This window comes from Candidatus Magnetaquiglobus chichijimensis, assembly GCF_045865675.1.
In the GTDB taxonomy this organism is placed as follows: Bacteria; Pseudomonadota; Magnetococcia; order Magnetococcales; family Magnetaquicoccaceae; genus Magnetaquiglobus; species Magnetaquiglobus chichijimensis.
Window position 1 is genome coordinate 1,192,650 of record NZ_BAAFGK010000004.1, and the last position, 25,003, is coordinate 1,217,652.

At 62.3% G+C, this 25,003-nt stretch carries 22 protein-coding genes; 7 read left to right on the forward strand and 15 right to left on the reverse strand.

Translation table 11 applies throughout. From position 1 onward, the window contains the following. Positions 1 to 55: 55 nt before the first annotated feature. Together ACOY6C_RS09455 and ACOY6C_RS09460 are read right to left on the reverse strand one after the other, a co-directional pair. On the reverse strand, positions 56 to 733 hold the full coding sequence (locus ACOY6C_RS09455) for a hypothetical protein (protein ID WP_420905224.1): 678 nt from the start codon (positions 731 to 733) through the stop codon (positions 56 to 58). Between the two features lie 170 nt (positions 734 to 903). Then, complete coding sequence (locus ACOY6C_RS09460) at positions 904 to 2,955, reverse strand: TrkA C-terminal domain-containing protein (protein ID WP_420905225.1); 2,052 nt, start codon at positions 2,953 to 2,955, stop codon at positions 904 to 906. Between the two features lie 224 nt (positions 2,956 to 3,179). On the opposite strand from ACOY6C_RS09460, the gene ACOY6C_RS09465 reads away from it, so the two are divergent. Then, positions 3,180 to 5,669 carry an ATP-binding protein gene (locus ACOY6C_RS09465; RefSeq protein WP_420905226.1) on the forward strand — a complete coding sequence of 830 codons (2,490 nt, stop codon included), beginning with the start codon at positions 3,180 to 3,182 and terminating at the stop codon, positions 5,667 to 5,669. A gap of 258 nt (positions 5,670 to 5,927) precedes the next feature. Here ACOY6C_RS09465 and ACOY6C_RS09470 read toward each other — a convergent pair whose 3' ends face one another. Both ACOY6C_RS09470 and ACOY6C_RS09475 read right to left on the reverse strand, forming a co-directional pair. After that, complete coding sequence (locus ACOY6C_RS09470) at positions 5,928 to 6,479, reverse strand: phosphohydrolase (RefSeq protein WP_420905227.1); 552 nt, start codon at positions 6,477 to 6,479, stop codon at positions 5,928 to 5,930. Positions 6,480 to 6,483: 4 nt separating this feature from the next. After that, complete coding sequence (locus tag ACOY6C_RS09475) at positions 6,484 to 6,684, reverse strand: hypothetical protein (protein WP_420905228.1); 201 nt, start codon at positions 6,682 to 6,684, stop codon at positions 6,484 to 6,486. Between the two features lie 78 nt (positions 6,685 to 6,762). Here ACOY6C_RS09475 and ACOY6C_RS09480 point away from each other — a divergent pair, with 78 nt between their 5' ends. Together ACOY6C_RS09480 and ACOY6C_RS09485 are read left to right on the forward strand one after the other, a co-directional pair. Then, positions 6,763 to 8,283, forward strand: coding sequence for a B12-binding domain-containing radical SAM protein (locus ACOY6C_RS09480; protein ID WP_420905229.1), 1,521 nt, complete (start codon positions 6,763 to 6,765; stop codon positions 8,281 to 8,283). Further along, positions 8,280 to 8,465 carry a hypothetical protein gene (locus tag ACOY6C_RS09485; RefSeq protein ID WP_420905230.1) on the forward strand — a complete coding sequence of 62 codons (186 nt, stop codon included), beginning with the start codon at positions 8,280 to 8,282 and terminating at the stop codon, positions 8,463 to 8,465. Before ACOY6C_RS09480 ends, ACOY6C_RS09485 begins: the two co-directional genes overlap by 4 nt. A 54-nt stretch (positions 8,466 to 8,519) precedes the next feature. Here the strand turns inward: ACOY6C_RS09485 and ACOY6C_RS09490 are convergent, their stop codons facing one another. Next, complete coding sequence (locus ACOY6C_RS09490) at positions 8,520 to 9,830, reverse strand: AmpG family muropeptide MFS transporter (RefSeq protein WP_420905231.1); 1,311 nt, start codon at positions 9,828 to 9,830, stop codon at positions 8,520 to 8,522. A 131-nt stretch (positions 9,831 to 9,961) separates the two neighbouring features. Between ACOY6C_RS09490 and ACOY6C_RS09495 the strand changes: the two genes are divergently transcribed. Then, positions 9,962 to 10,369 carry a FliG C-terminal domain-containing protein gene (locus ACOY6C_RS09495; protein ID WP_420905232.1) on the forward strand — a complete coding sequence of 136 codons (408 nt, stop codon included), beginning with the start codon at positions 9,962 to 9,964 and terminating at the stop codon, positions 10,367 to 10,369. Between the two features lie 79 nt (positions 10,370 to 10,448). Here ACOY6C_RS09495 and ACOY6C_RS09500 read toward each other — a convergent pair whose 3' ends face one another. The 8 genes from ACOY6C_RS09500 to ACOY6C_RS09535 form a co-directional block, all read right to left on the reverse strand. Further along, the gene (locus tag ACOY6C_RS09500; protein WP_420905233.1) at positions 10,449 to 11,306 is read right to left on the reverse strand and encodes a site-specific integrase; all 858 of its coding nucleotides are present in this window, start codon (positions 11,304 to 11,306) and stop codon (positions 10,449 to 10,451) included. A 92-nt stretch (positions 11,307 to 11,398) separates the two neighbouring features. Next, the gene (locus ACOY6C_RS09505; RefSeq protein WP_420905234.1) at positions 11,399 to 12,133 is read right to left on the reverse strand and encodes a TIGR04282 family arsenosugar biosynthesis glycosyltransferase; all 735 of its coding nucleotides are present in this window, start codon (positions 12,131 to 12,133) and stop codon (positions 11,399 to 11,401) included. Beyond that, the gene (locus tag ACOY6C_RS09510; protein WP_420905235.1) at positions 12,130 to 13,092 is read right to left on the reverse strand and encodes a UDP-3-O-(3-hydroxymyristoyl)glucosamine N-acyltransferase; all 963 of its coding nucleotides are present in this window, start codon (positions 13,090 to 13,092) and stop codon (positions 12,130 to 12,132) included. Before ACOY6C_RS09510 ends, ACOY6C_RS09505 begins: the two co-directional genes overlap by 4 nt. 140 nt (positions 13,093 to 13,232) lie before the next feature. Next, positions 13,233 to 14,390, reverse strand: a complete 1,158-nt coding sequence (gene rodA / locus ACOY6C_RS09515; RefSeq protein WP_420905236.1) for a rod shape-determining protein RodA — start codon at positions 14,388 to 14,390, stop codon at positions 13,233 to 13,235. A gap of 37 nt (positions 14,391 to 14,427) precedes the next feature. Further along, positions 14,428 to 16,239 (reverse strand): penicillin-binding protein 2, encoded by a 1,812-nt coding sequence (mrdA, locus tag ACOY6C_RS09520; RefSeq protein WP_420905237.1) that lies wholly within the window; start codon positions 16,237 to 16,239, stop codon positions 14,428 to 14,430. Further along, positions 16,226 to 16,732, reverse strand: a complete 507-nt coding sequence (mreD, locus tag ACOY6C_RS09525) for a rod shape-determining protein MreD (protein ID WP_420905238.1) — start codon at positions 16,730 to 16,732, stop codon at positions 16,226 to 16,228. Before mreD ends, mrdA begins: the two co-directional genes overlap by 14 nt. A 37-nt stretch (positions 16,733 to 16,769) precedes the next feature. After that, positions 16,770 to 17,630, reverse strand: coding sequence for a rod shape-determining protein MreC (gene mreC / locus ACOY6C_RS09530; protein WP_420905239.1), 861 nt, complete (start codon positions 17,628 to 17,630; stop codon positions 16,770 to 16,772). Positions 17,631 to 17,662: 32 nt separating this feature from the next. After that, positions 17,663 to 18,697 (reverse strand): rod shape-determining protein, encoded by a 1,035-nt coding sequence (locus tag ACOY6C_RS09535; protein ID WP_420905240.1) that lies wholly within the window; start codon positions 18,695 to 18,697, stop codon positions 17,663 to 17,665. 136 nt (positions 18,698 to 18,833) lie between these two features. Here ACOY6C_RS09535 and ACOY6C_RS09540 point away from each other — a divergent pair, with 136 nt between their 5' ends. Continuing rightward, complete coding sequence (locus ACOY6C_RS09540; RefSeq protein WP_420905241.1) at positions 18,834 to 21,545, forward strand: [protein-PII] uridylyltransferase; 2,712 nt, start codon at positions 18,834 to 18,836, stop codon at positions 21,543 to 21,545. Between the two features lie 69 nt (positions 21,546 to 21,614). On the opposite strand, the gene lipA is transcribed toward ACOY6C_RS09540, so the two are convergent. Both lipA and ACOY6C_RS09550 read right to left on the reverse strand, forming a co-directional pair. Beyond that, positions 21,615 to 22,556: a lipoyl synthase gene (gene lipA / locus ACOY6C_RS09545; protein WP_420905242.1), complete on the reverse strand. Its 942-nt coding sequence runs from the start codon at positions 22,554 to 22,556 to the stop codon at positions 21,615 to 21,617. Next, positions 22,556 to 23,650, reverse strand: coding sequence for a DHH family phosphoesterase (locus tag ACOY6C_RS09550; RefSeq protein WP_420905243.1), 1,095 nt, complete (start codon positions 23,648 to 23,650; stop codon positions 22,556 to 22,558). The genes lipA and ACOY6C_RS09550 overlap by 1 nt, the downstream gene beginning before the upstream one ends. Positions 23,651 to 23,886: 236 nt before the next feature. Between ACOY6C_RS09550 and ACOY6C_RS09555 the strand changes: the two genes are divergently transcribed. Both ACOY6C_RS09555 and ACOY6C_RS09560 read left to right on the forward strand, forming a co-directional pair. Further along, positions 23,887 to 24,306, forward strand: a complete 420-nt coding sequence (locus ACOY6C_RS09555; RefSeq protein ID WP_420906113.1) for an OsmC family protein — start codon at positions 23,887 to 23,889, stop codon at positions 24,304 to 24,306. Beyond that, complete coding sequence (locus ACOY6C_RS09560; RefSeq protein WP_420905244.1) at positions 24,306 to 24,995, forward strand: thiol:disulfide interchange protein DsbA/DsbL; 690 nt, start codon at positions 24,306 to 24,308, stop codon at positions 24,993 to 24,995. The genes ACOY6C_RS09555 and ACOY6C_RS09560 overlap by 1 nt, the downstream gene beginning before the upstream one ends. The last annotated feature ends 8 nt before the right edge of the window (positions 24,996 to 25,003 follow it).

Sequence of the window (25,003 nt, forward strand, 5' to 3'; positions counted from 1 at the left end):
GCGGGTCTGCCGGGGCGGGTTGAGAGACATCCCCCGGCAGACCCGCGAGATCAACTCACTCCTTGGCGCCACTCTTGGCGGGAACGGCACCCTTCTTGGCCGCATCCTTGGACGCGCCGGCAGGATCCTTCTTGACGGCCTCTTTCTTGGCGGCCTCTTTCTTGGCCTCTTTCTTGGCTTTCTTCTTGGCTTTCTTCTCGGCCTTCTTCTCGGCGTCCTTCTTGGCTTTCGGATCCTTCTTCGCATCAGCCTTGGTCACGGCGGGCTTCTTGGCGGCATCCTTGGGAGCCTCCTTGGTCGCGGCGGGCTTCTTGGCGGCATCCTTGGGAGCCTCCTTGGCGGCATCCTTGGGAGCCTCCTTGGCGGCCTCCTTGGGCTTTTCGCCGTTCTTGGCACCCTGGGTGAATTTGCCCTTGCCGCTCATCTGATTGTTGGCGAATTCGCCCACATACTTGTCGCCGTTGGGATAAACGAAGCTCCCCTTGCCATCCATCTTGTTATTCTTGTATTCGCCTGTGTAAACGCTGCCATCCGGATAGGTGAACTTGCCCTGGCCATGGATCTTGCCGTTCTTGTACTCACCCACATACTTGCTGCCATCCGAATAGATGTACGTCCCCTTGCCATTGACGCAATCCCCGGAGACGCACCGCTCCTGCTGGGCCTGCGCCGATGTCGTGGCACCAAAAACCATGAATACGGCCAGACAGGCTCCCAAAAATGATCTCTTCATTTGTGTTGCTTCCCTTGGCTGACATGAATAATGAATAAATGCCGTGGCTGTTTCAACCGGCCTGGAACAGGGTAAAGAGGGTCGAGACGCCGCGCGGCGCACGAAGCGAATTCTGGATTTCCATAATAGGGCACTCCCCTGGCGTTGCCAACCCTTTTTCTTGGGTCCGTTCAACTCTTGAGGATCATGGCTTTCAATCGGATCAGGTCTGGACGTCTGCCCAGGCAGACCAGCAAATCATGGGAGGCGAAGCGATAATCGGGCGGCGGATTGAAAAACAGTTTCTCTCCCGGACGCTGCACCGCCATCACGTTGCAGGAGAATCCACTCCGAATCGCCGAGGAACCCAGATGGATCCCGTGCAACTGGGATCCGGGCGGAATGCGCACCGATTCGGTCTCCAGTTCCGCCAGGGAACGGGCGGTCCTGGCATGTTGTCCCAACTCTTCTCCGAACGCCTCGACCTGCTCGAGCGACCCGAGGCAGATCAACACATCCCCCTCGCCAAAACGCATGGCCGGTCGCGGAGTGAACTGCACGCTCGTCCCCTTGGCTGCCACGGCCACCACCATCAGATTGAACCGCTCGCGAATGTGCGCCTCCTGGAGCGTCACGCCTTCCAGTATCGAACCGGCCTGCACCACGAATTCGGCCAGTTCCTGCCCTTCGAGGGGATTGCTGGTCGCCTTCATCGCCGAAGCCCGTTTCAAACGGGCCAGATCATCCCTTTGTCCCAGACAGATGATCATGTCCCCGGCCTTGAGGATATGGCTGGCCTGAGGGTTGTAGGTCATACCCTCTCCCTCGGAGATGATCCCCACCACGATCACGTCGAAGCCGTGACGCAGATCCGAATCCCGCAACGAAGAACCCACGAAGATCGATCCGGGATGGATGCTGATCTCGTCCATTTCGAATTCGGTGTGGGTTTGATCCAGCGCCAACCGCAGAAATTGCAACGCGCCGGGTCGCAAGGCGGTCTGGGCCATCTGATGACCGGCGTTCTGGAACGGCAACACCACCCGATCCGCCCCCACCCGCTGGAGGCGTTGTTCGGAGCTGTGCTGGCTGCCGCAGGCGACCACGAAACATTTGGCGTTGACCTCGCGCACGATCAGGATGATGTAGACGTTGGTCGCCTCGCTGAGGATGGCGATGATCACCCCGGCGGCCCGTTCCAGTCCCACCCGCGTCCAGGTTTCCTGGAGCGTGACATCCCCCTGAACGGCGATCCAGCCATCCCGGATCGCCCGATCCACCTTTTGTTGATCCATATCGATGGCCACGAAAGGTTTTTTCTCGTTGTGCAGACTCTGGCAGGCCACAATCCCCAGGGCATCGAGTCCGCATACCACGAAGTGGTTCCGCAACCGTTCGATCTGCCGTTCCATGTGAAACTCCTTGAGGTTGAACAACCGGTCCGTGAAGACCGTCACCACCAGCGAGGTCATGAGCACCGTGACCGACATGCCGGTCAGAACCCCCATGGAGGCGATGATCCGTCCCACTTCCGTGACCGGGGCGATGTCGCCATAGCCGACGGTGGTGATGGTGATGATCGCCCAATAAACCGCCGCGCCGAGGGTCGGCACCTTGTCGTTCACCCCGTGTTCGGCCAGAAAAAAGGCCACCGCCACGGTTCCCCAGATCACCACCCCGGCCAACAGCAGCGATACCATCTCGTAGCGTCGTTCACCCAGGATGCTGGTGACAAAGGCGATGCGGCGCGAATAGCGAAAGAATTTGAGCAGTTGAATGACCCGGAACAGCCGAAAGAACCGGAAGATCGGCAGGATGGCCAACAGATCGATCAGCGCCAGGGGATGGACCATCCAGCGCAATTTGTTGAGCACGGCGTGATAAAGACCATCGAAAATCTCGCCATGGCGCGTGGGGCGATAGACCCGTCGGCGATAACGACGTACCGCCTTGCGGTAATCTTCATGCAGGGAGGTGGCGGTCCACCATCGCAACAGGTATTCGCACACGAACAGATAATAGAATGCATGATCCAAAAGGATGAAAAAAACGTGATGCGCCCAGACATCGTGTTCCGGATCGTGCTCGTGATGCGCATTGACGATCAACACCCCGAGGGACAAGATCAACATGCTCATCATGAAGAAGTGATACCAGCGGCGATACGGACAGGAGGGATCCTCCATGACCCAATAGATGGTCTGCTTGATGCGACGATAGGGCGTTTGCGGCTCTTTGCTCATGGGATGCGTGGAGTTTCCTTCCTGGCGCCAAGGTGGAAACCATGTTTGTATCCCATGGTCATGTAAAGCGTCAACCACCCGTGCGGACCGGGCAATCAGAATGATATTTCAATTAATTTTCACTTGCATTTTCAAGAGAAATCGTACAATAAACCAGTAACCGTTCCTCACGAGAAATCCAAGACCCCATCCGACTCCCCCTTTCCAAAGACAGGCAACCCCGGATGCACACCCCCCCCACGTTCCAGCCCTCCATGCGCACGGTCGATCGCCTGGCGCTGGCCGCGCTGTTGGGATGGAGCGGCATCATCGCCATCGTCTTCATCCTGACCCTCTCCCAGGAGAAAAGTCACCTCCTGAACCAGGCCCGTCTCGAGGGAATCACCCATCTGAACAAGGATCTCTCGTTTCGCCAATGGGCCACCTCCCATGGCGGAGTCTACGTCAAACCCAGCGCTTCCACCCCTCCCAACCCCTACCTGCATGCCCCGGATCGGGATGTCACCACCCGCGAGGGGATGAACCTCACCCTGATGAACCCGGCCTACATGCTGCGCGAGGTGATGGAACACCACACCGAGAACTACGGCGTGCGCGGTCACATCACCAGCCTGAAGCTCCTCAATCCGGACAACGCCCCGGACGCCTGGGAAAAGGAGACTCTGGAATCCTTCGAGCGTGGGGTCTACCGGGAACGGGCCGAACAAGCCGAAATCGACGGCAAACCCTATCTGCGCATCATGCGCGCCATGATCATGGAACCGGGCTGCATCGTCTGTCACGAGGCGAGCGGGGTTCCCGTCGGCGGCGTCCGCGGCGGCATCAGCACCGCCGTGCCCCTCACCCCCTATCTGGAAGGGCTGGATCGGTTTTTCGCCACACTCCTGACCGGACTCGGGCTGGTCTGGGTGGCCGGTGTCGTGGCCTTGTGGTTCGCGCGGCGCCAGTCGCACCGATTCCTCATCGCCCAGGCCCAGGCCTCCACTGCGGTGGCGGAACGCGAAGCCCGCTTTCGCGGCCTGTTCCTCGACTCCCCAGCCGCCTTGTGGGAGGTGGATCTCTCCGCCCTCAAGAAGCATCTGGATGCGCATCATCCCGGCCTCACGCGCATCACCCCGACGATCGTCGCCGAATGCGCCCATCTGACCCGCATCATCCGGGTCAACCAGGCCACCGTGGATCTGCTGCGCGCCCCCTCCATGGAGGCGATGCAGGGATCCCAACTCCAACGCTTCTTCGATGCCCATGGCCTGGAAACCTTCACCCAGGCCCTCGATGCCTTTTACAACGGCGCCACGCGCTTTGCCACCGAAACGACCCAGGTCACCTTCCAGGGACAGGTCATCTGGATCTCGCTTTCCATCTCCCTCTCCCCGGAGAGCGAGACGAACTGGCAACGCTTCTACGTCTCGATGATCGACATCACCCAGCGCCATCAGGTGGAACATCTGCTGCGCGACGAACTCGAACGCAATCGCCATCTCACCTGGGCCCTGGATCAGGATCTGGCCCGGCGCAAACGCGACGAGGAGCTGATGCGTCAGGCCAAGGAGGTGGCGGAAAACGCCAACCGCGCCAAAAGTGAATTCCTGGCCATGATGAGCCACGAAATTCGCACTCCCATGAACGTGGTGATCGGCATGGGGGATCTGCTGCTCGAATCCGGGGTGCGGGATGAGCAACGCGAATGGGTGGCCCGACTCCAGGAGGCGGGCGCCAATCTGATGGAGTTGATCAATCAGATCCTGGATCTCACCAAGATCGAATCCGGTCACCTGACCTTGATCGAAGAACCGGTGGCGATTCGAGACCTGGTGTTCGAGGTGGCAGGGATGTTGAAAGTGGTGGCCGAAGGCAAGGGGTTGGAGATGCACTGCGCGGTCTCTCCGGATGTTCCACCCATCCTGCTGTTCGATCGCCTGCGCCTGCGGCAGATCCTGTTCAATCTGTTGGGCAATGCCATCAAATTCACCGATGCGGGACGGATCACCCTGAACGGCCTGGTCGATCCCGATCATCCTGGTCGGATCATCCTGCTGGTGCGGGATACCGGCATCGGGATCAGTCCGGAGAAAAGCCAGACCATTTTCGATCCGTTCACCCAGGTGGATACCAGCATGACCCGTCGTCATGGGGGCAGCGGACTCGGCCTGACCATCGCCCGGCGTCTGGTGACCCTGATGAACGGCGAGATCTCCGTGGAGAGTCAACCAGGCCGTGGCAGTGCGTTCCGGATCGCCCTGCCCGCACGCCCGGCGACCAATCATCTCCCCGCGCGTCCGGAATCCGCCGGTCTCTCCTCCGGCGGCGCGGACGCGGAGTGTCCGGCGATGCGGATTCTGCTGGTCGAAGACTCCGAGGACAATCAACTGCTGATCAGCGCCTTCTTGAAAAAAAGCCCGCACCACCTGACCATCGCCGTCAACGGCGAAGAGGCGGTGGCGATGGTTCAGACCGAGGCGTTCGATCTGGTCTTCATGGATGTGCAGATGCCGGTGATGGACGGCTACACCGCCACACGCCGGATTCGCGACTGGGAAAAGGTGAAGGGACGCTTCCACCTGCCGATCGTCACCCTGACCGCCCACGCCCTGGAGGGCGAGGCGGAACGCAGCCGCCAGGCCGGGTGCGATCTCTATCTTTCCAAGCCGATCAATAAACAAAAGTTGTTAGATGTGGTCGCTCGGTTCGGATTGAGGAGCCATGCCGAATGATGCCTCCTTTGACCCTCTGGAGACCGACAGGTCCGAAACCGTGACTCTGAATGATGTCTGGAAAGCCTTTCAGGAGACCGGGCGACTGGCGCGGTTGCGGCCATGGTGATCGAGGAGAATGTCTCCCGCTTTGCCCTCCGCCAGGGTCTGTTCGTGATCGAGCAGTCCGGCGACACCCGGCGCATGGCCAACGCGGATGATTTCGTGCCGGCAACCTAGTAAGCCCGCCCCATCGCGACCGTTGAACGGACAGCGCGGTCAACCCCCTGGAAACAACGCCCGATAACGCGCCAGAAAACGCTCCTTGGCCTCCTCCGGGGACCATCCTTCCAGCTCCACCCCCGGAAAGGGAGCGGGCAGACCGTGCCAGGGGGCCGGTTCCTGGGCCATGAAGGTGACCTTCTCGTTGGCCAGCAACCGCCAATCCGCCTCCTTCACCCGTGCCGACGGCAATCCGGTCAACCCGAAACGGACGGCGATCACCCCGAGCAGACGCTCCTCCCAGGGATCGAACTCCGGCAACACCCGCTTGAGCGGCTTGGGCAGGTCGGACAGATAGGCCTCGGCGGCATCGTGCAGCAATCCCCAGCGGGCATCCTCCGCGCCCACCAGATGCGACACCCACACCGAATGCTCGGCCACCGAATAAAACCGCCGACAGTGACCGTTGAACCGGCACAGCATCCCCAGGGCGTGGGCGACATCCTCGATCTCGACCTCTTCGGGCCGGGCATCCAACGGCCAGAACTGCCGCCCGGTAAAGGTCTGGATCCACGCCCCGCCGCGTGAGGCCGCATCGTCCCGAGCCATCGCCTCAACGCTCCCGATCGAGGATCAGGTTGGGGTTGGCCGGATCCAGGATCTCCTCGTCCATCGGACGGCCCGACAACAGGCGCGTCATGGCGTCCCGCAACGGTCGCTTCAGGCCGGGGGGCAGGGCCTCGTCGGTCTCCTTTCCGACCCGATTCCCTCCCGTCGTCTGCTCCGGATTGGCGTTTGTCCCGGTTTGCGTCATAATAACCCCCATCAACCTGGCGTGGATTGTCGATCCCCTCTTTCGACACAACTGTAGCACGACTCTTCAAGGTTCAGCATGGCGGAAATCGTCCTGACCACCTTCAACGCCCGTTTTTCCCACCCGTCGCTGGGATTGCGCTGTCTGATGGCCAATCTCGGACCCCTGCGCGATTCAGCCCGCCTGGTGGAGTTCGATCTGGAAAAACGGCCCGAGGAGGCCCTGGAGACCCTCCTGAAGCATTCCCCCCGCATCATCGGCTGCGCGGTGCATGTCTGGAACCACACCCTGACCCGGCATCTGGCCTCCCTGTTGAAACAGGTGCGTCCCGAGGTGATTCTCGTGCTGGGAGGACCCGAGGTAAGCCATCTGCCGGCGGATCACCCTCTGGTGACCCTGGCCGACTACCGCATCCTCGGCGCGGGAGAACTGGCCTTTGCCGATCTCTGCCGGGCGATCCTGGCCGGAAATCCCCCCGCCAGCCGGGATCGGATCGCCCCCAGCCCCGATCCCGCCGCCCTTGCCCTTCCCCATGCCGAATACGACGCCACCGATCTGGCCCACCGCTACCTGTATGTGGAGTCCTCGCGCGGCTGCCCCTACCGCTGTTCGTTCTGCCTGTCGGCCAACGACCTCCAGGTGCGCCGTTTCCCCCTCGAACCCCTCCTGGCCGCGCTCGAAAACCTCATCGCCCGCGGCGGACGCCACTTCAAGTTCGTGGACCGCACCTTCAACCTCGGGGAGCGTCATGCCGGCGTGATCCTCGATTTTTTCCTGAACCACCTGGCTGCCACTCCGGATCTGTTCCTCCACTTCGAGATGATGCCGGACCACCTCCCCGAAGGGCTCAAACGCCGCCTGAGCGCCTTTCCCGCCGGCTCTCTGCAACTCGAAGTCGGGGTACAATCCTTCCAACCTGCGGTACTCGCGGCCATCGACCGCCATCAGGAGCAGGAACGGGTCACCGAGAACCTGCGCTGGCTGCGTACCCACACCCACGCCCATCTGCACACCGACCTGATCGTCGGCCTGCCGGGGGAGTCCCCGGAGCCGTTCGCCGCCGGGTTCGACCGGCTCCTCGCCCTGGACCCCCACGAAATCCAGGTAGGCATTCTCAAACGACTGCCCGGCACCCCGCTGGCCCTCGACACCCCAGCCGACTTCCGCTTCGACCCGGAACCACCCTACGAACTGCTGGAAAACGCGCAATTCGACTTCATGACCCTGCGGCGCTTCAAACGTTTGTCCCGCTATTGGGATCTGGTCGGCAACTCGGGCCGCTTTCGGACCACACTCCAACTGGCCTTTGAAAACCGCTCGCCCTTTGCCACCTTCCTGGCCTTCTCGGACTGGCTGCACGCCACCACCGGCCAGACCCACCAGATCGCCCTGCCCCGTTTGATCCAACTGGTGGAAACGGGCCTGAGAGAGGTGACCGGCATCGATCCGGACCGATGGTCGCAAGCCCTGGAAGTCGATCGACGATCCATGCACAATACGGCCAAAAAAGCGGCCACGCATGCCCCGCCCCGGCAGATGCGGCATCTGCCATCCACAACGCAGATCTCAACCCCCCACCACGAAGGAGAACCACCATGACCGAACCCGCCAAGGAGAACGTTCTGTCCGCCACCAACATCGCCAAGGAGTTGGGGGTATCGGACACCAAGGTCAAGAAAGCGATCAAGGATCTCGGGATCGAGCCGGCCTCCAAACGCGGCGTGTGCTGCTTTTACGCCCGCGACGAGATCGGCAGGATCAAGGAGAAGATCGGCGCCTGAACGACTCCCCGTCCGGCAGAGGGGCATGAACCTCCGCCGGACGGGCGCCCCCTCTCAACGGATCTCGAAGCGGCGCGCCATGAACACCCACAACAACAATCCCGGAATGGCGGCAAAGGTGGTGATGAGGAAAAAGTCCGCCCAGGCGATCCGCTCTGCGATCCAACCCCCGCTCGAGGCCAGCAGCGTGCGTCCGAAGGCCATGAACGAAGAGAGCAGGGCATACTGAGTCGCGGTATAGGCGACATGACAGAGCCGGGAGAGGTAGGCCACGAAGGCCGAGGTACCCATGCCGCCGGTGACGTTCTCCACCGCGATGGTCACGGTGAGCATCGGCAGGGAGTATCCCACCTCGGCGAGCACCACGAACATCAGGTTGGAGACCATTTGCAGGATCCCGCACAGAATCAACGCCTTATTGATACCCAGACGTTCCGTCAAAATTCCGCCGACCACCCCGCCGACCAACACCGCCACCAATCCGAAGAGCTTGGTGACATTGGCGATCTCGATTTTCGAAAACCCCATCTCCAGATAGAACGGACCGCTCATCACGCCGGCCAGGGCATCGCCGAACTTGTAGAGCAGAATGAAGAGCAGGGTCATCAGCCAGCCGCGCCGCCGCATGAACTCGGCGAACGGGGCGATCACGGCGCTTCGGAGCCAGGCTGCGACCCGGACGCGCCACCCGTCGGTTTCGGTTGGCGTGGAAAGCCCCTCCGCCATCGGACGCACGGGTTCGGGGTTGAGCAGCATCACCAGCATGCCGACCCCCATCAGGCCGGCCATCACCGCATAGGCGGAAAACCACCCCCAATAGGTGGCCAGGTACAACCCCCCGGCTCCGGATGCGACCATGCCGAGACGATAGCCGAGCACGCTCATCGCCGCGCCGGCGCCGTACTGCCGCTCTTCCAGGCTCTCCACCCGATAGGCGTCGATGACGATATCCTGGGTGGCCGACCAGAAGGCCACGAACAGCGCGAACCAGGCGGTCCAGAAGGGATCGCGGGCCGGATCGCCCGCTCCAAGCCCGAGGATGCCGACGATCAACGCCAGTTGGGTCAGGATCGCCCAGCCGCGTCGCTGTCCGAGACGGGTGGTAAGGCCGGGCACCGGCATGCGATCCACCAGCGGCGACCAGAGAAACTTGAAGGTATACGGGGTGCCCGCCAGGGCGAACAGGGCGATGGAACTCTTGCTCACCCCGACCTCGGCCAGCCATAATGAGAGCGTACCCACGGTCAGGGCCAGCGGCAGGCCGCTGGAAAAGCCCAACAACAGGATCACCAGCACGCGGGGTTCCCGATAGATGGCGAACGCCGACCAGAAACGGCGCAGACCCCCTGGTGTGGATGCTGGCATGCGGGACTCCCGAATGGCATGACGATTGAGCATGGCGCTGGAGCATGGCGCTGAAGCATGGCGCTGAAGCGCCGGCCACGATGATAGCAGCCGGGACGGTTTGAACAAGGACTTATCGAAAGGAGACAACCTTGAGCCACGAACGGGTGGCACGCATCCTGACCCTTCTCGACCGTCGCACCGCCGATCGGCTGCTGGGGTTTCTGGAGAGCCGGGAGTCCGAACTGGCCCGGACGATTCGGGAGGGGATGGTGTTGTTCGAGGATCTGTCCGGGATGGATCGACGCGAACTGGAGACGCTCTTGCACCAGGTGCCGGACGAGACCCTGGTCACCGCCTTGCGCGGGGCCGATGCGGCGCTGGTGGCGCGCTTCCGGGAGAGCGTATCGAAACAGCGGGCCGAGACGTTGCGGGAGGCCCTGGCGTTTGACCCGCCGCCGCCCCGTTCGCGGGTGGAACGGGCCAGGCGGGAGATTCTGGAGACCGCGCGTCTCCGACCGTGGGACTCCCGCCTGGGAGGTCCACAGTCGGGGGGGTGAGAGGGATCCCCCCATCTTGCACGTTACAGACGCGCGGTCGTGTGATTCCGCCCTCTCGGGATGAAGCGACGATCGGTCGTCAGTGACCGTGCGCGGCCTTGGGCAGAGGCATGGGATCGCTGTCCAATCCGCCATGGGGACTGTCCTGGGCACCCTCGAGGATGCCACCCACCCGCGGGCTGCACCCGCTGTAGAGCGACGGATCCAATCCCACCGCCTTGACCCGCTCCTTGATCACCAGGGCCACCCCGTGACCGGTCAACGGCTGACCGGAGATGCGCCCGTGACGGTTGATCCCCTGGAACACCGCTCCGCTCACGATCCCCGAGGCCACCAGCCACGCCTTGAGCGCGGTCACCGGACAGGTGGAAGAGTCCGTGCCGTGGGGAATCATCACCAGACGACCGGTGCTCAGGCTCAATTCCATGCCACCGGCCCGTTCGCGCAGATTCTCCACCGCCAGGGTGGTCAGCTCAGAGCGACGCAATCCACCAGAAAAACCAACTAAAATCAATGCTTTGTCGCGCAAATCCTTCAGGCGTCCCCCCATCACGTTCAACACCGCGGTGGTCTGGTTGGAGGTCAGGGGAGCGACGCGACGCTGTTCGCGACCGTGCTTCTGCTTGATCCCCTTGAGCACCGCGTTCACCAGCTCGGTTTTGGTCGGATCCTCCAACCCTTGCGCCGAGTGCGCCTTGCCGAGGGAGACCCGCCAACGGGCCAACGTCGCGAACTTGTGACTGTTGGCATGTTCCACCAAATAATTCGCGACCATCTTCTCGTGGGCCGGAATAACCCCACCCCAGTCGATGAAGCGGCGCAGGTCGCCCCAATAGGCAGCGCGGGTGGCGTCCGTCAGGGTGGATGCCTGGGCAAAGGCCTTGATCTGGGGATCAAGGGAAGGCACCTCTTGATTGGTGTGGGGAAAATCGCCCATCAGCTAAGACTCCCATGGATTCCGATAACGCATTAAGATCATGATTCGCTTGCCGGAATCGAGGGTCTTCCCGAAGAACCGCTTCCTCATTCTTAACGAAGAGATTCTTTTCTAGCGCCTTCTTTGACAGGCTCTCCGGATCGACCCTCGCCGGACACGCTAGATGTTGAGCAATTATTGGACCAACTTTTTTCAAGTCTGCGGAATCGTTCCCACTCCCTTGGGAAGTCCACATCCCAATGACCGGGGATCTCCCCCCAGGACCATCCCAGGCGTCGAAATACCGTGCGTGTCTTCTCCGCGAGCCGCTCCGTGCCCCACGGCATGGCCATAAACAGCTCCGGCTGAAAACGCCGCAGCGCCAGCGCCACGTAGCCACCATCCAAGGCTGGAATCAGCACCGCATCATGGCTTGACAAAAGGGTTTCCGTGTGATTGAAACTGGCCGGGTCCAGGGAGACGGCATCCCCGCCAACCAGCAGCACGCCCTCCGCCTCGGCCAGTCCGGCCTGGGAGATCGCCGCCAGACGAACCCCGAGATCCCCCTCGGGCTGAACGCGCATCTGACCGTCATCGGCGAGGGTGTCAAGAAAAGGTGTAGACAGCGGGGAGGTGGTCCAGAGACGAAACAGCCGTTCCGAGGGGGAATCCGCGCACCAGCGGCGCACGGTCCCAACGACATGCGTCAAAAGAACCGCATGGGCCTCGGCAGCCCCCTCGGGGCCCAGGGCGGGAATCAGGCGGGTCTTGCAGAAACCCGGTTCCGGGTGCCGACCGAGAAGATTGACCGAAAGACGCGCCTTCCGTGGCCTGGAAGAGACGTTCAACGACTTGAGGCGCGACCCTTCATATAATCGCGCACGGTTTTCATGAACTCCGGCAGTTTGCGCACCGCATTGATCTGGGCCAGATTCTCCCGATGCGGTCCGCCCCACCAACCCGACCAGGTGGCCCCGGCGGGCACATCCACGGCCACGCCGGTGGCCGCAGCCACCCGCGCGCCGCGCCCCACCGTCACATGCGGGACCAGTCCGGCCTGTCCGGCCAGCACCACCCCGTCCTCGATGCGACAGGAGCCGGCGATCCCCACCTGACTGACGATCACGCAGGCCCGCCCGATGTGGACGTTGTGGGCGATCTGGACCAGATTGTCGATCTTGGTGCCAGCCCCGATACGGGTCTCGCCGAAACGGGCGCGATCCACGGTGGTGCAGGCCCCCACCTCCACATCATCCTCGATGCGCACGATTCCCAGATGGGGGATCTTGCGATGCGCGCCGGCCACGAACTCGAAACCGAACCCCTCGCCGCCAATCACGGCATTGGCGTGGATCACGCAGCGGGCGCCGATCAAGGAGCCATCGTGGATCACCGCGCCGGCGTGAATCACGCTGTCGGCTCCGATCACCACCCCGGCCCCGATCACCACCAACGGTCCCACCGCCACCCCGGCGCCCAGTCGCGCCGAGGGATCGATCACCGCCGAGGGGTGTACCCCGGACACACGCAGCTCATCCTGCCCCAGGAGCAGGCCGGCCCGACCGGCATCCAAAGCCGGCGCGGGAGAGATCATCAGCGGCAAACCCGGCACCGAGGTCGCCTCATCGACCAGATCCGGCGGCACCAGCAGGGCCGCCGCCCCCCGCACCTCGACCAGCCATTTGCGCGCCGTGACAAAGGTGAGATCCCCTGCCCCGGCGCTCTCCACCGGCGCCACCGCGCCGATCTCCACATCGCCGCCCCGCCATTCCAGTCCCAGACGCTCGGCCAGATCTTGCAGTTTCATGTTCGTATCGCTCCCCACCGATCATGCACAGACTCAAACCCGTTTTCCCCGTCGTGTACGGATTTCGTTCAACATCTCATCCTCGCTCAACAACGTCATGCCCTGAGCGAAGGCCGCTGACGCACTCTGTCCGCAACGCCCTACACCGACCGCCCATGCTGACGAGAATAGAGGCTTACATGGGCCAGAAGCCCCATGGCGATCATCAGGGTCACCATGGAGCTGCCGCCGTAACTGATCAGCGGCAAGGGGACCCCCACCACCGGCAACAACCCCACCACCATGCCGACATTCACCAGCACCTGGATGGCGAAGAGCATGGTCGCGCCCACCACGGTGAGCAGGCCGAACCGGTCGTTGGCCATTTCGGTGATCAGCAGGGCGCGCAGGATGATCAGAATGTACATCACCAGCAGCGTCACCCCGCCCACGAATCCCCACTCCTCGGCCAGCACCGAGAAAATGAAGTCGGTGTGCCGTTCCGGCAGGAAATCGAGCTGGCTCTGACTGCCGGCCATGAACCCCTTGCCGGTCACCCCGCCCGATCCGACCGCGATCTTGGACTGGATGATGTGATAACCGGATCCCAGCGGATCGCGTTCCGGAGAGAACAGGGTGATGATCCGCTGTTTCTGATAGGCATGCAAGCCATTCCAGGCCAGGGGCATGGAGGCGCCGAACAGCAGCACCAGGGTGAGCATCACCTTCCAGGAGATGCCGGCCACCACGATCATCGCGAACCCAACCCCGGCCAGCAGCACGGCGGTGCCGAGATCGGGCTGCTTGATGATGAACACCACCGGCAGGATGATCATCAGAAACGGCACGCCGAGATCCCGCCAGCCCAAGGATCCGTTCTTGGCGTGATCCTGAAAATAGCGCGCCAGGGCCAGGATCAGGGCCACCTTCATCAACTCCGAGGTCTGGAGTCGGAAAAAGCCCACCTCCAGCCAGCGTCTCGCCCCCATGCCGACGCTGCCCGCGACCATGGTCACGGCCAGCAGCATCAGGCTGCCGCTGTAAAACAGATAGGCGAACCGTTTGTAAAGACGATCTCCGGCCACGATGGCCACGAACAGCATGATGCCCAACCCGAGTCCGGACTGGATCACCTGACGCCAGAACAGCCACTGGTTGTGTTCACCGCCCACCGCGGAGAAGAGCACGCCGAATCCCAGACAGATGGTGAGCAGCAACAGGAGCAACAGACTCCAGGGAAAACGGCGCAACCGATCCGTCCATCCCAGGGAGATCGCGCCACCCCCCCCGTCGAGCAATGGTTTGCCGGCCTCGATCATCTCCCGCCCCCGTCGGGCAACGGTTTGCCGACCTCGATCATGTCCCGCCTCCGTATTTGGAGAAATACCGTTCCAGCACCCGTTTGGCCACCGGCGCCGCCGTGGCGCCGCCATGGCCGCCATGTTCGACGATCACCACCACCACGATGCGCGGACGATCGACCGGAGCCAGACAGACATACAGGGCGTGATCCTGCAACTTCTCGTTGGTGGTCTTGATGATCTGACCGCTCTTTTCCCGTTTGTGGCGGGCCACCTGGGAGGTGCCGGTCTTGCCGCCCACCCGGATCCCCTCCAGCCTGGTCTTGTAGGCGGTGCCGTTGGGATCGTGAACCACCCCCTCCAGACACTGCCGCATGATCTCCATGTGGCTGGCGGAAAAATAGTTGCGCGTCACCACCTCGGGCTCCTGTCCGGGCTGAAGCTTGCGCAGCAGGGGACGATACACCGTTCCGCCATTGCCCATGCACGACACCATCACCGCCAGTTGCAACGGGGTGGTCAACACATACCCCTGACCAATGCCGGTGATATACGTTTCACCCGGAAACCAGGAGGTTTTGAACACCTTCCGTTTCCAGGTACGCGACGGGATCAGGCCAGGGCGTTCCCCTTCCAGATCGATGCCGGTCAGGCCACCCAGTCCCATCTTGCGGGCCTGACGCTCGATGACATCGATGCCGAGCCGTTCGGCCAGCTTGTAGAAATAGACATCGCAGGATTGGGTAAAGGCCTGTTGCAACGCCACGTTGCCATGGCCATGCCGCCGCCAGCAGTAGAATCGCTGCTCCTCCTTGACCAGATAACCGTTGCAAGGGACCGTTTCGCGCGGATCGAGCTTGCCGGAGACCAGACCGGCCATGGCGGTGACGATCTTGAAGGTCGAGCCGGGCGGATAGTGACCCTGCAGGGCCTTGTTGATCAAGGGCCGATTCGGATCGTTCATCACCTCCTGCCACTGGGCGTGAGTGAAGCCGCGGATGAACTGGTTGGGATCGAAGGTGGGGGTGCTGACCATGGCCAGGATCTCGCCGTTGTTCGGATCCATGGCCACCACCGCGCCCATCTCCCCGCCCAGCGCCTCCTGGGCCTCCCGTTGCAGATCCATGTCGAGGGTGAGTTGCAGATCCTCGCCCGACTCCGGCGGATTGCGATGCAGTTCGCGCACATGGCGACCCACGGCGTTGACCTCCATCTCCAACACCCCCTCGCGTCCGCGCAGCACCTCTTCGAACCGCTGCTCCACCCCGCTCTTGCCGATCAGATCCCCGGACCGAAAGCTGATGCGCGGAAACCGCTTGCGATCGTTTTCGCTCGGCTCGCCGAGATAGCCGAGGATGTGACAGGCCAGGGCATCGAACGGATAGGAGCGCACCGACTGGCTCTGAAGATCGACGCCGGGAAATTCGTGGATGCGCACCTCGATGCTGCCCACCTGCTCCCAGGTCAGATGGGACTTGACCCGCAACGGCAGAAACGAGCGCTGTTTTCGGGCCATCTGCAACAGGTGCTTGATCTCCTCCTCGGACAGTTCGATGTACCGGCTCAGCCGTTTGAGCAGCATGCGCAGCGAACCGGAAAGCTCCGGGATCACCACCACCTCGTAATCGGGGCTGTTTTCGACCAGCAGGCGGTTTTCTCGATCGAAGATCCGCCCCCGTTGCGCGGAGATCGGCTTGAGGCTGATGCGGTTGTCCTCGGCCAAGGTGCGGTATTCGCCGCCGCGCATCACCTGGAGATGGAACAGCCGCGCCCCCAGCATAAAAAAGCCCAGGCCCAGCCCGCCGCCCACCAGCAACAGACGCCGCCGCGCATCGCCGCGAAACTGTTCCCGGTCATCGTCGAGCATGCGCTTCCTCCAGCCATGTGCGGTGGATCATCACCAGGAGATGGATCACCAGAGGCGCGAGCAGCATGGTGGCCACGGGACGTCCCATCAGCAGTTGCCAGCGGACCGCCATGCCCCATTTGAGCATGGCCAGACCGAGTTGGATCCCCTCGGCGAGCAGCACGAAGATCGGCACCACGAAGATCAGGTAGGTGAAATCGATGGAGCGGATCAGGCGTCCCAGACGACCGATGACAAGGATCAGCAGAATGTTGGAGATGGCGTTCAATCCCAAAGGCGCGCCGGAGATCACATCGACCAGCAACCCGGCCAGCAGGGCCAGGATCGGGCCGCAGCGATCCGTGCGGTACAGGCGCCAGTAGAACAGACAGATCAGCACCAGATCCGGACGCAGGACCGACCAGGCATGGAACGGCAGGGCCATCTCCTGGAGCACCGCCGCCATGAAGATGGTCATGGCCGGAAGCCCGGAGATGAGCAGGGAGACCATCATGGCACGGGGATGGACCTCGAATCAGGGGGGCGGTGTGTTAAGGAAGCGGTTTGTTGTCCGCCGTTGGCTTGACGGCGCGAGGCAGGAGCAGGTGGGCCTCCTCGATGCGACCGAAATCGACCGTGGGTTGCACCATGGCCTCGCGGAACAATCCCTCGTCCCCCGGTTCCAGGGAGACCACCTTGCCGACCACCAACCCTTTCGGGAAAATTCCGCCGGTGCCGGAGGTGACCACCACATCCCCGACCACCACATCGGCGTCCTTGGGCAGGTACTCCAGGGTCATCTGGGTATCATTCTGGCCGGCGCAGACCGCCTTGACCCGCGAACGCTGGATCAGGATCGGAACCCGTGAGTTCAGATCGAGCATGGAGAGAACCAGGGAGGCGTTGGCCGAGGCGCGCACCACGCGACCGACCAGGCCCGAGGGAACGGTGACCGGCGCGTTGACGATCACCCCGTCCTGACGTCCGGCGTTGACGATGAAGGAGCGGGCGAAGGCCGAGGAGGAGTCCCCGACCACGCGCACGGCCAAGGGTTGGAAATCGGGATCCGGACGCATCTGCAACAGGGACTTGAGCCGGTGGTTCTCCTTTTCCAGCTCATCGAGGCGCACGCCCAGGGGACGCAGGCGTTCCAACTCGGCTTTGTATTGACGATTTTCGCGGTCAAGGCGGGCGAGTTCCGAAAGACGGGCCTGGAACCCCTCGATGGTGGAGACCGGACGGGTGAGGAAGGACTGGGCGGTGCCGGCCAGTTGCAGCACACTCTCGTGCATGCCATGGCGGTCTCCCACGGTTCCTCTGGCCATCAGCAGCAGGAAGAGGGCGACCACCAGCGTGAGGAAGACCGAAATGGCATGTCGAAATTCGCGAAAGATGCCCAGCAGTGCCGTCATGCCACGTCCTGGTCGGATGGAGATAAGACTTATTATCGATCCATCAGGATGTCGGACATGCTATCCAGCTCTTCCAACGCCCTTCCGGATCCCATGACCACGCAGGAGAGCGGGTCATCGGCGATGAAAACCGGCAGACCGGTCTCCTCGGCCAACAACTGATCCAATCCCCGCAGAAGCGCGCCACCGCCGGTCAGGACGATGCCACGATCGACGATATCCCCGGCCAACTCCGGCGGGGTACGTTCCAGGGCCACGCGCACGCCATCGACGATGGCGTTGATGGGTTCGGCCAGGGCTTCGAGGATTTCAGGATCGGAGATCACCTGATGCCTCGGCACCCCATGGATCAGGTCACGTCCTTTTACCTCAACTTCCAACCGTTTTTCCAGGGGAAAAGCGGATCCCACTTGAATTTTGATAATCTCGGCGGTTCCCTCGCCGATCAACAGCGAATATTTGCGCCGCACATGGGCGATGATCGCCTCGTCCATCTTGTCGCCGCCCACGCGGATCGATCGGGAATAGACGATGCCGCCCAACGAGATGATCGCCACCTCGGTGGTGCCGCCGCCCACGTCGATCACCATCGAACCGCTCGCCTCGGTGACCGGCAGGCCGGCGCCGATGGCCGCAGCCATGGGTTCGTTGATCAGATAGACGTCGCGGGCGCCGGCGCTCTCCGCGGATTCGCGGATGGCGCGTCGTTCCACCGGCGTGGCCCCGACCGGCACGCAGACGATGATGCGCGGCGAATAGAACAGGCGGCGCTTGTGCACCTTGCGGATGAAGTGCTTGAGCATCGCCTCGGTGACGGTGAAATCGGCGATCACCCCGTCGCGCATCGGACGGATGGCCACGATGCTGTCGGGCGTGCGTCCGAGCATCCGTTTGGCCTCATTGCCCACGGCCAGCACCTTGCGCACCCCGCGGGAACTTTCGTGGATCGCCACCACCGAGGGTTCGGAGAGCACCACCCCTCGTCCACGCACGTAAACCAAGGTATTGGCCGTGCCCAGATCGATGGCCATGTCGGTGGAGAACAGTCCTTTCAGTTTACCAAACATCGAAGCTACCCATAGCAAAAATTCAATCCGCCTCACGATGCGGACCCGATAGAACCATCAGCCATTGACCCGACATCGCAACCGCCACATCCTAACGGTGCAACCCGGTGATTGTCACCCCAGCAAGGCACTTCCCATGACCACGACGCCACATTTCGAAAAAGAGGAGATCCTGGACCTCGCGGCCCTGGATCAGCAGATCAACGCCATCCACGATGGCCACTCCCCCCTGACGGACGACCAGCGGGCGGCGATTCTGCCGCTGTTGCGCACCGCCATGAAATCGGGACGCGATCTGCTCCATCAACACCATCTGGCCGGCGCCACCGGACAGTACATCGTCCAGGGCCATACCTTCCTGGCGGATGCCATCCTGCAACGCATCCACGCCCTGACGGTGGCCAACGACACCAGTCCGGAACCGTTCTGCCTGGCAGCCACCGGCGGCTACGGACGGCGCGAACTGGCCCCCTTTTCCGACATCGACCTGTTGTTCATCGTTCCGGACGAACACGCCACGCAACCGGCCCTGGTGGAAAAGATGCTCTACATCCTCTGGGACATCGGCATGGATGTCGGACATGCGGTGCGTACGGTTGAGGAGTGTCTGCAACAGGCGCGCCAAGAATTACAGATTCTGACCTCCATGCTCGATTCACGATTTCTCGCGGGAGATCATAAGCTTTTCACCCACTACCGCACCACCCTGTTCAACAACGCCCTGCTTAACGATCCGTTGAGTTTCCTGCGTGCCAAGCTTTTGGAACAGAGCAAGCGTCACGAACGGTTCGGGGCATCGCTATACTATCTGGAACCCAACATCAAGGAAAATCCCGGTGGCCTGCGCGATCTGCACACCTTTGCCTGGATCTCCAAATACCGCTATCAGGTGACCCGCATCCAGGAGTTGATCCCCATGGGGATCATCACCGAAGAGGAGTTCGAAAACTTCAAACGGTGTCGCGCCTTTCTGCGTCGGGTGCGCAACGCCCTGCACTACCGCGCCGGACGCCGGGACGATCGCCTCACCTTTGCCCACCAGGTGGCCATCGCCCAGGAGTTCGGTTATCAGGACCAGCCGGGCATGCTGGCGGTGGAGCGGTTCATGCGGCGCTATTACCGGGTGGCGCGCCGGGTGGGCCATCTCTCCTGGATCTTTCTGCGCAAGTATCAGGACGAACATCGCGAGGTGCTCGACTGGGACCGCCGTCACCTGGAGGACGCCTTCGAGATGATCGGCGGCAAGCTGAGTCTCACCTCGCCGGATGCGCTCCAGGAAAAGCCGATCCGCATCATGCGTCTGTTCGAGGTGGCGCAACGCAATCTGCTCTCCATCCACCCGGACACCATGCGGCTGGTCACCCAGAATCTCTCGCTGATCAACCGGACTTTCCGCGCCGACCCCAAGGTCACGGCGATCTTCCTCTCCATGCTCAACGGCAAACGCGCGGTGGCCTGGGTGTTGCGGCGCATGAACGATGCCGGCGTCCTGGGACGCTACATCCCGGAGTTCGGGCGCATCATCGGACAGACCCAGCACGACATGTATCACGTCTTCACCGTGGACGAGCATACCATCCTGGCGGTGGAGTCGTTGCGTCACATCAGCTCGGGCAAGTTCTCCCACGAACTGCCGATCGCCACGCAACTGATGCAAAAACTCAACAATCCGGCCCTGCTCTATCTGGCGGTCATGTTCCACGACATCGCCAAGGGGCTGGGTCCGAACCACCACATCCGAGGCGCGGAGATCGCCTGCAAGATCTGCGAACGGATGGAACTCCCCGCCAACGACATCGAGATGATCGCCTGGCTGGTGGAGAACCATCTGATCTTCTCGCGCACCGCCTTCCGCCGCGATCTCAACGATCCGGAGACCCTGGCCTCGTTCGCCAAGCAGATCGGCACGGTGCGCAAACTGAATTTGTTGGTGCTGTTGACCGTGGCCGACATCCGCGCCGTGGGGCCCGGAGTCTGGAACCAGTGGAAGGGAAACCTGTTGCGTCAACTCTACGAACGCAGCCTGGACACCCTGGACAAGGGGATCATCTTCACCCCCGAAGAGATCGCGCGGCGCGCGGAACTGCTCAAAAGCGCCACCTTCGAAATCCTGGCCAAGGAGCACGATCCGGAACGGGTGCGGCGCCATCTGGACCGCTTCTATCCCGACTACTTCACCCACTACGCCCCGGATATGCTCGCCGAACACTTCGTGGCGCTCAAGGAGGTCGATGAGCAACCGCTGGTGATCGTCTTCAAGCAGGTGCCGAAGATCAACGCCACGCGCATGCTGGTCTACACCCCGGACCATCCGGGTCTGATGGCGCGCATTTCCGGGAGCCTGTCGGCCTCGGGGGCCAACATTCTTTCCGCCGACATCACCACCACCAAGGATGGCATGGCCCTGGACACCTTCGTGATCCAGACCCAGAACGGCGAGCCGATCGAAACCCCGGAGCGGCTGGAGAGAATCGAATCCACCCTGACGCGGGTGCTGGAAGGAAAACTCCGCCCCAGCGCACTGTTGGCCAATCCCCCGGCGGGCTTCCGGCGCAAACCGTTCGACATCTCCTTCTCCATGGAGGTGGACGACTCCCTGGACACCTTCACGGTGGTGGAGATCACCTCCCTGGACCGTCCCGGCCTGTTGTTCGCCATCACCCGGGTGTTGCAGAACCAGGGGGTGCAGATCCGCGCCGCCAAGATCGCCACCTACGGCGAACGGGTGGTGGATGTGTTCTATCTGCGCGACATGTTCGGACTGAAACTCGATCCGCGCCGTTTGGCGACCGTTGAAAAAATGCTGCGCGCGGCGGTGGACAAGCTCGAGCAGCCGTCACTGTCATGATGGGGGGGAGAACCCCTCCCCGCCCCCCGACCGCCGCCGATCAGCCAGGCGTCTGCTCCGGCACGTTGTTTAATCGTGATCGTTGATGCCCAACAACCGCTCGGCATGCATGGAGGAGCGGGCCAGGGGGTGGCTCTCCACCGCGGCAAACCCCATCTCCAGCGCCCGTTTCCGCCACCCCTCGAACACTTCGGGCTCCCAATAACGCACCACGGGCAGATGATCGCGGCTCGGGGCCAGATACTGGCCGATGGTCAAGAGATCCACCCCCACGCGACGCAGATCGACCAGCACCGCCTCGATCTCGGCCTCCTCCTCGCCCAGACCGAGCATGATCCCGGACTTGACCCGTCCCGCTCCGGCATGGCTGGCGGCGCGGGCCAGGAGTTGCAGCGATCCGGCGTAGCTGGCCGCCGGACGCACGCGCGGATAGAGACGCGGCACGGTCTCGACATTGTGGTTCAACACCTCGGGACAGGCGTTCAAAACCGCCTCCAGGGGGATCGGCGCGCCACGAAAATCGGGGATCAGCAACTCCACCGTGGTGCCGGGAGAGCGGGCGCGGATCGCCTCCACGCAAGCGACGAACTGGCCAGCCCCGCCGTCCTCCAGGTCATCGCGGGTCACCGAGGTGATCACCGCATGGCGCAAGGCGAGCGCGGTCACCGCCTCGGCCAGACGCCGGGGTTCATCCGGATCCGGAGGCGCGGGACGCCCGGTCTTGACATCGCAGAAGCCGCAGGAGCGGGTACAGAGGACGCCAAGAATCATGAAGGCGGCGGATCCGGCCTGCCAGCAATCGCCGATGTTGGGACAGCGCGCCGACTGACAGACCGTCTCCAGACGCAACGTCCCGGTCAGGGCGCGCATGCGCCGATACCCCTCGGAGCCGGGGGCCAGCACTTTGAGCCAGCGGGGTTTGCCCCGCGCCGGGATCGCACCCCCGCCGGAAGGCTCCGGACTCACCCCCGAGACACGCGCCTCCGGGTCCGACACGTCACAAGAGATCACTACGCCTCCTCCATACCGATCTTTTTGAAGAATTTCTTGCGAATCTTGCCGTCAAAGGCGTTCCACTTGAGCTGGGCCAACTCCTCGTTGTCGTTGCCCGACAAGAAGCCCAACGGGATCTCGAATCCACCCGCTCCGGCCTTGCCGCCGCCGTAGAAGATCCCCTGTTCGGTGCGACCCAGAACCTCCTTCAAGAAGGCATCCGGACTCAGACTGTTGCGACTGGTGCGCAACGAACCGTGAATGCTCTCCGAGCCATCGGCCATGGTGACGATCCCGTAGACCACCACGGTCTGCACCGTATCCTCGGTCAGCAGAAAATCGGCGGCCTGCGGAATGGCATCCCGATCCTCGCCGCGCAGATAACCGACACCCGAAAGACACAACCCCGCCTTGATCACCCGGTTGGCCAACGCCAGACGGATCACCTCCATCACCTTGTGGTTGCGACGTTGATGGAGAATATCCATCAGCAGATCGATGTCGCAGAAGGGTTGCAGAAAGGCGGCGGCGGTGAAATCCGAAGGTTGGGCGCGGATCATCGAACCGGTCTCGCTGATGATGCCGTGCATCAGCGCCGTGGCCAGGCGGCGATGCTCCGGCTTGGAGGTGCGCAGCGGCAGCAACCCCTCGGCCATATAGTGGGTAAAGATCGTCGCGCAGGCCCCCACCGGGCGGATGTCGGTGAAGATCGGCGCGCTCAACCGGTGCTGAAGATCGTGATGATCGACCACCGCCAAAACCGGTACGCCCGCCTCATCCAGTCGATCGACCAGATTGCTGGTCGTCCCCTGATTGTCCACAAAAACCGCCCCCTGGAAATAGCCCGGGGCGATCTCTTCCGCGCCCCATTCGGTGAGCCGAATCTCCAGCAGGTTGATCAGCGCGATGTTCTCCTGATGGCTGATGCGACCACCGTAGATCAATTCGGACTGAATGCCCCGCTCCTCGGCCAACAGGTGATAGGCGAACCCGCACGCAATGGCGTCCGGATCCGGAAAATCCTGCAACACCACGGCATGACGCTCTCCTTCGCGATGGGCCAACATCGCCTCGAGTTGCATGGCCTTGCTTTTTGCGGTCAATTCTTCCATTTTCTTGCCTCGCTCGGCATCTGGACGGAACGTGCCCGATGGGGGGGAGACTCCTCATCCCCCGATTCCGGACCTCCCTCGCGGGAGTTCCTAAGGAAACATGACGAAATCCTTGCATCGTCGATTCGATGATGACATCTTGCCAAAAAGCCGTCCAGGTTGCACTCTGTTTCGTACTCGGATTTCATCCGTATCATCGTTTCATCGGTCTTGAGAGGAGAACCCCCATGGGGAAAATCACGGCGCGCGTCAAATACATCGAGGGCATCCAACTGCTGGGTGAGTCCGGATCCGGCCATACCGTGGTCATGGATGGCAGTCCCGAGGTGGGAGGGCGCAATATGGGGGTACGTCCCATGGAGCTGTTCCTGATCGGTCTCGGCGGCTGCGCCAGCATCGACGTGCTCTCCATCCTGCGCAAGGGACGTCACGCCGTCAACGACTGCCAGGTGGCCATCCAGGGCGAACGGGCCGAAGAGGATCCCAAGGTCTACCTCGCCATCACCATGCACTTCACCGTCACCGGCAAGGATATCCCCTCCAAGGCGGTGGAACGGGCCATTCAGCTCTCCGAGGAAAAATATTGTTCGGCAGCCGCCATGCTGGCCAAAACCGCCACCATCCGCACCTCCTTCGAGATCGTGGAGCAGCCCTGATGTCCATGTCGTCCAGCATGCCCGCGACGCGACGCGCTTTCCTGATGGCCGCGACCCTGCTGTTATCCCTGGGGACACTCCAGGCCGACGAACCGTTCGAGCCCAAACCCGGCGTACACTTCGAACCCGTCAATCCGCCCGTGCCGGTCTCCGGCTCCAAGCCCGAGGTGGTCGAGGTGTTCAATTTCAAATGTCCGCACTGCTTCTATCTCCATCCGCACATGGAAAAGTGGAGCGCACAGGTCAGGGATCGCTACACGATCAAGAGCCTGCCGATCGCCTTTGCCAACCAGTCGGACGCGCCGGTGCGCGCCTTTCACGCCGCGCAGTTCTTCGACCGCGAGGCGGAGATGAAACACGCCCTGTTCAACGCCCACTTCGTGGATCAGGTGAACATCGACTCCCCACAGGAACTGGCCTTTATCGCCGAGGGGATGAAATTCGAATCCGCCGCTTTCCAGAGCCACATGAGTTCCTTCGGGGTCGGCGGCAAGATCGCCCAGGGACAGGCCCTCGCGCAGGCCTTCGGCATCTCCGGCACCCCCACGGTGGTGGTCAATGGTCGCTACAAGGTGATTCCCGGCAAGCACGATCAGGGCGATTACCAAAAATTCTTCCAGATCGTGGAAGCCCTGGCCGCCAAGGCTCCAGAAGGGCCCCCCGCCGCCACCACGCCCAAAACCCCCTGACGCGGGAG